Source organism: Nocardia sp. JCM 38205 (genome assembly GCF_058222935.1).
In genome coordinates, this window is sequence record NZ_JBYHFL010000010.1 from 103,352 (window position 1) to 109,910 (window position 6,559).

The window sequence follows — 6,559 nt, forward strand, 5'->3', positions numbered from 1 at the left end:
TCAGCGCAGGTCGCGAAAGAATTCGCGGATATCGGAGGTGAGCAGCACCGGCTCCTCGAGTGCGGCGAAATGGCCGCCGCGGTCGACGTCTATCCAGCGGGTGATCGTGTCGGCGGTGCCCGCGTACTTGCGGATGGCGACGTCGTGAGCGAACACGATCACGCCGGTGGGCACGCCCGAGTTCTGCTTCTGCGCACCCCAGGGTGCGTCCTGCGCGTACCCGACGTAGGCCGCGGTGCCGGCCGTCCCGGTGAGCCAGTACAGCATCACGTTGGTGAGCAGCCGGTCTCGATCGATGATCTTGTCGGGGTCGAGGGTGCGCGGGTGGGTCCATTCCCTGAATTTGTCCATGATCCATGCCAATTGACCGACCGGTGAATCGACCAGCCCGTAGGCCAGGGTCTGCGGGCGGGTCGACTGGATCACGATGTAGCCGAATTCCTCGTGCATGAACGCCTCGGTGCGGCGCACCCGATCGCGTTCGAGGTCGGTCAGCGTCGCCAGTTCTTCCTCCGCCAGCGGTAGCGGCAGGAAGTCGCCAACGCCGCCGTTGACGTGCACGCCCGCCACCCGATCCGGTGCCACGCGACCGACCTCCGGGCTCACCGCGGCGCCGATATCGCCGCCCTGCACGCCGTAGCGTTCATACCCGAGCCGCGACATCAACTCCGCCCACGCCGCCGCGATCCGCTGGACCGTCCAGCCGGCATCGGCGACCGGGCCGGAGAACCCGAAGCCGGGCAGCGACGGGATGACCACGTGGAACGCGTCGGCCGGATCGCCACCGTGCGCACGCGGGTCGGTGAGCGGGCCGATCAGCTCCAGGAATTCGACGATGGAACCGGGCCAGCCGTGGGTCAGGATCAGCGGGAACGCGCCCGGTTCGGGCGAGCGGACGTGCAGGAAGTGGATCAGCTGCCCGTCGATCTCGGTGGTGAACTGCGGGAATTCGTTGAGTCCGCGTTCGGCCGCCCGCCAGTCGTACTCGTCGCGCCAGTAGGTGACCAGCTCGCGCAGCCAGCCGGTGGGCACGCCGGTATCCCAGTCGTCGCCGGGCAGCGGTGCGGGCCAGCGGGTCGCATCGAGCCTGCGGTGCAGGTCGTCGAGGTCGCTCTGCGGGATGTCGATCCGGAAGGGAGTGATGGTCATGGGAGCTACGGTAGGAGCCGATTAGGACAGTTTCGGCCCTAACCGTGCGGCAGACTGAAGAATATGTGGGAAACGTCGGCGCGGCTCTTGCGTCTGCTGTCGCTATTGCAGATGCATCGCGAATGGACCGGCACCGATCTGGCCGCCGAACTCGGCATCGATATCCGCACCGTGCGCCGCGATATCGACAAGCTGCGCAACCTCGGATATCCGGTCGAGGCGGCGCGCGGCGTTGCCGGCTACCGGCTCGGCGCGGGCAGCCATCTTCCGCCGCTGCTGCTCGATGACGACGAGGCGGTCGCGGTCGCCATCGGCCTGCGCACCGCCGCCGGCGGGACCATCACCGGCATCGAGGACAGTTCGCTGCGAGCGCTGACGAAGCTGGAGCAGATGCTGCCCGCTCGGTTGCGTCATCGGGTGCGCACGCTGCTCGCGGCGACCGTCACCGTCGGCGCGGGTGGCCCGGCCGTCGATCCGGAGATCCTCACCGCCATCGCCGGCGCGATCCGCGACAAGCACCGCCTGCGCTTCGACTACCGAAGCCACGACGGCACCACGACATTGCGTATCACCGAACCACACCGACTCGCCCACACCGGCCGCCGCTGGTACCTCATCGCCTGGGACGTCGACCGCGCCGACTGGCGCACCTTTCGCGTGGACCGGCTGCACCCGCGCACTCCCACCGGCCCACGTTTCACTCCACGCGAGGCTCCCGACGTCGACCTCGCCGGATATGTCTCCAGCAATGTGGCGGTGGCGCCGTACCGCTACGCGGCCCGGGTCACCATCGCCGTCCCCGCCGAGACCGCTGCCGACCGAATCCCGCCGACGATCGGCGCCATCGAACCGATCGACGCCGAATCCTGCACGCTACGCACCGGTTCCAACTCCCTCGACGAACTGGCGATCTACCTCGCCCTGTTCGATCTGCCATTCCGCATCCACGAACCCCCGGAGCTGATCGCCCGCGTCCGCGAACTCACCGCGCGGCTCAGCGCGGCCGTCGAGTAATCCGGCCGATGCAGTCCCTGCCCGGTGCTCGATCCCGCGCGCCGCGGCCGATGCATTCCCTCAGCCGACAAGATTCGTCCAGCCGCCCGGTACCGGCTGCTGGCAGGATGACTGCTCATGCGCTTCACAGTGCCTGCCATCGTGTCGATGGCAGCGATCCTGCTCACCGGATGTTCGCTCTTCCCGGAAGGACCCGACCAGAACGAGCGGGACAGTTGGTCGCGACGGATCGAGTCGGCCATCGAAGCCGTTCCGGGAGTGGCAGACGCGTCACATGTATTCGAATACGTCCCCTACGGCCCCAACTCGTACTACACGTCCCTGCTCGACGTGCGGCTCGAGGATGGCACCGCACCAGCCGACGCCGGGTCGGTGGTGCGTGTCATGGCCGCTCAGCCGCTACCACCGCACTACCGAGGCGACACGACAGTGGTCCAGATGGAACGGTTGACGGACTCCTATCACGGGTCTTGGGCCTTCGGACGGGACGTCGCACCGGAAGTCGACGCCGCGCACAACTGGGCCCGCCTCTCGCTGGCCGGCACCGGTGCGCAGATCCACTGGTCCGGGGTTCACGCCGTCGATGTCAGCGCCGGCTCCGAGGCGGAACCCTACCGAGCCACCGCGGCGATGCGACGAATCATCGCGGAGTTCCCGGAACTGGCGCCCAACCGCTGGACGGTCTCCCCCGTTCACGGGAAGAGCATGTCCGAGAACTACTCGAGGCTGGAACCCAGCGTGATCCACGCGGAGGGCCGCCGCCGTTTCCCATCGGGTAGCGAACTCGCACTGTGGGAATGGTTCCTGTCCGAGCAACCCACCTCGGCGATCGTCCGGGTGTCAGTATTCGATCCGCCCGACGCCACGGGCCGCACACTCGGCGTCCAGGTATTCCCGCCCGACGGAGCGGAACTCAGTGCCGCACAGGCGAGCCAACTCGCCGACCGGCACCTGCCCCACTTGTCCGAACGCGGCGGCGTGGTCGACTACACCATCATCACCCGCAGCGGCCCCACGTTCGCCGTCCTCGTCGGCGGCTGCCCAGCACCCCGCCTCGAGGTGGCACCGGAGTCGGAGCCGTACGCGCGTCGGTACGAACGGTGCTAGTGCCGAGGACGGGCGCCGATCCACGCGGTTCGATTACCCACCGAGGTGGAGCAATGGCTCGAATAGCGAGGGACTTCACGAATCACATTCTGACGCAGCGGATTACGTGAGACCGTCGAGTATCACATCCAGGCCGGCACTGAATTCGCGTTCCGGCGCGACGGTGCGAGCGTCGGCGGCCGTTTGCGCGAGGTAGGGGAACTCCTCGGACGATAGGGCGGCCATGGCGGCGGTGCCCGCCCCGGAGAGGGCGGCATAGTGCTCGTTCTGCAGGAAACCGAGTAGGTAGGCGATGAGGGTGCGTTGGGCGATGACGCGGTCGATGCCGGTGAGGCCGCCGTCGGTGAGCGTCGACAGCATGGCTTCGATCAGGCCGAGCGAAGCTCGGGCCGAATGCCGGTGCCGCAGGATCAGCGGCACGGTATCGGGGTGTTCGGCCGCGACGCGCCGGGTTCGGTCCAGCAGCAGGCGTATGCGGTCGCGCCAGCTCAGCTGCCGCGGCACGGTGAGGTCGACGGCGGCGAAGACGCGTTCGACCACGAGGACCTCGAGCGCCGTCCGGTCGGCGACATATCGATAGAGCGCCATGGTCGCCATGCCGAGTTCCTTGGCGACCGCGCGCATGGTGAGCCCCTCCAGACCGTCGCGATCGATCACGGCGAGAGCGGCGCCGGACAGATCGTCGGTGGTCAGCGAACGTGGGCGGGGCATGGATTGACAGCGTACGCGATACGCGCATACTGGTCGTAGGCGTACTTTGTACACTTAAGGAGTTCGGATGCCTTTCCCGTCCGCTGTCGCCGGCCGACAGCTCGTCACCATCACCGGCACACCGGTGCCGATTCCCGACCCCGACTGCCTGGTCCATCTGCAATTCCGCAGGTTCGCGGGCTGCCCGGTGTGCAGTCTGCATCTGCGGTCGGTCGTCGACCGGCTGGATGAGATCCACGCGGCGAATGTCCGCGAGGTCGTCGTCTTTCATTCCAGTGCCGAGGAGCTCCTGAAATACACCGCCGACCTGCCGCTGGCCGTGATCGCCGACCCCGGCCGCCGTCTCTACCGCGAGTTCGGTGTGGAATCCGCGCCCCGTGCCCTGCTCGATCCGCGTGCCTGGCCGACCATTCTCCGCGCCATCACCCGTGAGGTGCGTGCGTCTCGGACGCCGGGTCACGTTGCGCCGCCGGGCAAGCCGGAAGGAGGACGCCTCGGCCTGCCCGCTGATTTCCTCATCGCACCCGACGGCCGTGTCGTGGCGAGCAAGCATGGGGCGCACGCCGACGACCAGTGGTCGGTCGACGAACTTCTGTCCCATGCGACGAAGACCGAGGTGTACCGGTGAGCTTCGCTCGTCCTCGTCTCGCCCGCGGCGCCGCGCTGCTGTTCAGCGGCCTGCTCGGCGGCGCCTTTCTCTACGGTGGAACCAACGTGCTCTACGCCTTCCGCGAGGTGGCACCGGAGGTTCGTCTCAGTTTCCACACCGCGCTGATGTCGGCCAACAGCGTTGTCATGCAAGGCCTTATGGCTCTCACGTTCGCGGGATGCCTGGTTCTCGCGGTACGCGCCCGCGGAAGGGAGCGCTGGGTGGCCGGAGCAGCGACGATCGGCGCGGTCGCGGTCTTCCTCATCACTCGACTCGGCAATGTGCCGATCAACCAGGAGATCAAGGCGTGGGCGGTATCCGGACCGCCCGCGGACTACGCCGACGCCCTCGCCCGCTGGGAGGACTTCCACATCGCCCGTGTGGTGTGCGCCGTTGCGGTCTTCGTCCTCATCGTCATCACCACCCTGCTGTCCCCGAAGGAGATCCACTCATGATGACCATCGACCTCTACGTCTCCGATCCCACCCTGACCGGCGAGCGGGGCCACGCCCTCGCCGCGCACATACTGCACACGATCACCGCCGCGGATTCCGCGCCGGACGCGGTGCTGGCGCGCGCCCGCGAGTTCACCCACGTGCTCGTGCACCAGCCCGCCGCCTGGGCCACCGGTGGGCCGAGCCCGGCGGACGCACCGCGCTACCTGGCCCGGGTCACCGTCCCCGGATCGTGGGCGGGCCCGGGATTCGGCGACGGCATCATCCCCTTGATCACCGACGCCATCGCCGAGTTCGAGGGCGATCCGCAGCGGCTGCGCGACGACCCGCATTGCGTGGTGCAGATCCTCGGCGTGCGCGAACACAACCTCGGCACCGTCGGCCGCACCACCACCGCCACCGAACTCACCAAGATGATGACCGCCGATTACGACAGCGCGGCCGACACCCGCGAAGTACCCGAAGGTTATGGCGTCGACCCCGTCTGCGGCATGACCCTCGACATCGCCACCGCCGAATTCACCCTCACCCACAACGGTGAGACCCGGGTGTTCTGTGCCCCGGTCTGCCGCAAGGTGTACGTGGAAGAACACGCCCTCACCTGATCGATATCGCAACATTCGATCGCCGATCATCGACCCGCTCCGCCGCCACGGACGTGCGGAGCGGGCAGGCGAACTTCGGCCGACCTCAGGGCAGCAGCGTGCCCGGGTCGATCACGACCTCGAAGGGGCTACGCAAGGTGACCTTCTCCCCTGCCAGCACGCGATGCGTTTGTTCGTAAGTGTTATCGCTGCCGAGGACGTGGGCAAAGAGGACCGGCAGTTCCTCTCCCGGCAACCGGCCTTCGAAGGAGTTGATCTCGAATCGCCAATAGTTCGGGATCCCTGCGGCCGCGTAGAGCACGGGCTTGACCATGCGGTCCTGCAACGTCGTGGAGCCGGAAACAACCTCGACGGCCAGCTGGACGCGACTGGTACCCCTCGGCTGTCCATAGGGATGTCGCCTTGCCCGACGATGAGGTCCGGAACCGCTTCGTCCTCGCCGATCAGTATCCCGCCACCCTCGAGCACCACGAATTCCGACGGCGCCGTGCCGACCAGCGCTCACACCAGCCGTCGAATCAGCGTTTGATGACGAGGCTCGGGTGCCGCACTGACCACGAGCTGACCGTTGAGCACCTCGTAGCGCAGTCCGTTCTCCGGTCGGCCGCCGAGATCGGCAGCAGTCCAGCGGCCCGCACCCGCAGCAGGTTTGAGCATGCAACGCACCTCCTACCGACCGCGAATGCAGCCGGCAATCGACCCGTCGTGTCGTCGACACCCGAGTACCGCGTTCGACCACGACACAGGCTGAAACACTGTGGGCGCGCACTCGAGTCGACATCCTGGCGCCCTCGGGAATTCTGCGTAGCCTTGTCCGGTTCGAGCCGGTGGGGCGCCACGATCATCGCCCCATCGGCCTCGAACCGCGA

General features: G+C 67.5%; 9 protein-coding genes and 1 pseudogene. 5 read left to right on the forward strand and 5 right to left on the reverse strand.

Annotated features, from left to right (window positions below; genetic code table 11):
- A complete protein-coding gene (locus AC4HOU_RS27015) occupies positions 1 to 1,149 on the reverse strand; it encodes an epoxide hydrolase family protein (RefSeq protein ID WP_195020049.1) in 1,149 nt (382 codons plus the stop codon).
- Positions 1,150 to 1,212: 63 nt separating this feature from the next.
- On the opposite strand from AC4HOU_RS27015, the gene AC4HOU_RS27020 reads away from it, so the two are divergent.
- Both AC4HOU_RS27020 and AC4HOU_RS27025 read left to right on the forward strand, forming a co-directional pair.
- The gene (locus AC4HOU_RS27020) at positions 1,213 to 2,163 is read left to right on the forward strand and encodes a helix-turn-helix transcriptional regulator (protein ID WP_195006805.1); all 951 of its coding nucleotides are present in this window, start codon (positions 1,213 to 1,215) and stop codon (positions 2,161 to 2,163) included.
- Positions 2,164 to 2,280: 117 nt separating this feature from the next.
- Positions 2,281 to 3,270, forward strand: a complete 990-nt coding sequence (locus AC4HOU_RS27025) for a hypothetical protein (protein WP_195020050.1) — start codon at positions 2,281 to 2,283, stop codon at positions 3,268 to 3,270.
- A 102-nt stretch (positions 3,271 to 3,372) separates the two neighbouring features.
- On the opposite strand, the gene AC4HOU_RS27030 is transcribed toward AC4HOU_RS27025, so the two are convergent.
- Complete coding sequence (locus AC4HOU_RS27030; RefSeq protein ID WP_163811176.1) at positions 3,373 to 3,981, reverse strand: TetR/AcrR family transcriptional regulator; 609 nt, start codon at positions 3,979 to 3,981, stop codon at positions 3,373 to 3,375.
- 67 nt (positions 3,982 to 4,048) lie between these two features.
- Here AC4HOU_RS27030 and AC4HOU_RS27035 point away from each other — a divergent pair, with 67 nt between their 5' ends.
- The 3 genes from AC4HOU_RS27035 to AC4HOU_RS27045 are packed head-to-tail and all read left to right on the forward strand — an operon-like array spanning position 4,049 to position 5,690.
- Complete coding sequence (locus AC4HOU_RS27035) at positions 4,049 to 4,609, forward strand: peroxiredoxin-like family protein (protein ID WP_163811173.1); 561 nt, start codon at positions 4,049 to 4,051, stop codon at positions 4,607 to 4,609.
- Complete coding sequence (locus AC4HOU_RS27040; protein ID WP_195020051.1) at positions 4,606 to 5,085, forward strand: anthrone oxygenase family protein; 480 nt, start codon at positions 4,606 to 4,608, stop codon at positions 5,083 to 5,085. Before AC4HOU_RS27035 ends, AC4HOU_RS27040 begins: the two co-directional genes overlap by 4 nt.
- Entirely contained in the window at positions 5,082 to 5,690 is a 609-nt protein-coding gene (locus AC4HOU_RS27045) for an ATPase (RefSeq protein WP_195020052.1), read from the forward strand. Before AC4HOU_RS27040 ends, AC4HOU_RS27045 begins: the two co-directional genes overlap by 4 nt.
- Before the next feature lie 85 nt (positions 5,691 to 5,775).
- Here AC4HOU_RS27045 and AC4HOU_RS27050 read toward each other — a convergent pair whose 3' ends face one another.
- The 3 genes and pseudogenes from AC4HOU_RS27050 to AC4HOU_RS27060 form a co-directional block, all read right to left on the reverse strand.
- Complete coding sequence (locus tag AC4HOU_RS27050) at positions 5,776 to 6,003, reverse strand: hypothetical protein (protein ID WP_324197414.1); 228 nt, start codon at positions 6,001 to 6,003, stop codon at positions 5,776 to 5,778.
- Positions 6,004 to 6,195 (reverse strand): annotated as a pseudogene (locus AC4HOU_RS27055) (hypothetical protein); the annotation flags it as partial.
- A complete protein-coding gene (locus AC4HOU_RS27060) occupies positions 6,192 to 6,347 on the reverse strand; it encodes a hypothetical protein (protein WP_228815154.1) in 156 nt (51 codons plus the stop codon). The gene AC4HOU_RS27060 and the pseudogene AC4HOU_RS27055, both read right to left, overlap by 4 nt.
- Positions 6,348 to 6,559: the final 212 nt, after the last annotated feature.